Annotated in this window: 1 protein-coding gene; it reads left to right on the top strand. The window is 77.6% G+C overall.

Annotated elements, in window-relative coordinates:
- The coding region (locus tag JZ792_RS41430; protein ID WP_216918453.1) for an esterase-like activity of phytase family protein at nt 1-428 on the top strand (428 nt) is incomplete at both ends.

Here is a 428-nt window from a genome sequence, read left to right as displayed (position 1 = left end):
CGCTTCTACACCGCGCAACTGCGCTACGGCGACGATGCGCTCGCGCCGCCCCGCCTCACGGGCCTGTTCACGCTGCGGCAGCCGGACGGCCGGCCGTTCCCGTCGCGGCTGCAGGCGCACCGCGAAGGCCCGGACGCGGGCGAGGTGCCCGACCCCGAGGCCGTGCGCTGGCTGCCCGGCGGGGCATCGCTGCTCTGGACCAGCGAAGGCGACTTCGCGCGCGGCTACGGCCCCGCGCTGCGGGAGAGCCATGCGGACGGCGCGGCGGCGCGGGAGTACGCACTGACCCCGGCCTTCCAGCCGCGGCCCGGCGGCGACAGCGGCCCGCGCGCCAATGCGACGCTCGAAGGCCTGGCCCTCTCTCCCGACGGCCGCACGGCCTGGCTCGCGATGGAGGCTGCATGGCGCCAGGACGGCCCGATGCCGAC

Origin of the sequence: Nocardia noduli (assembly GCF_019038455.1) — a bacterium.
In the GTDB taxonomy this organism is placed as follows: Bacteria; Actinomycetota; Actinomycetes; order Mycobacteriales; family Mycobacteriaceae; genus Nocardia; species Nocardia noduli.
The sequence above is the reverse complement of the archived record's forward strand: the minus strand, read 5'-3'. Positions and strand labels throughout refer to the sequence as shown.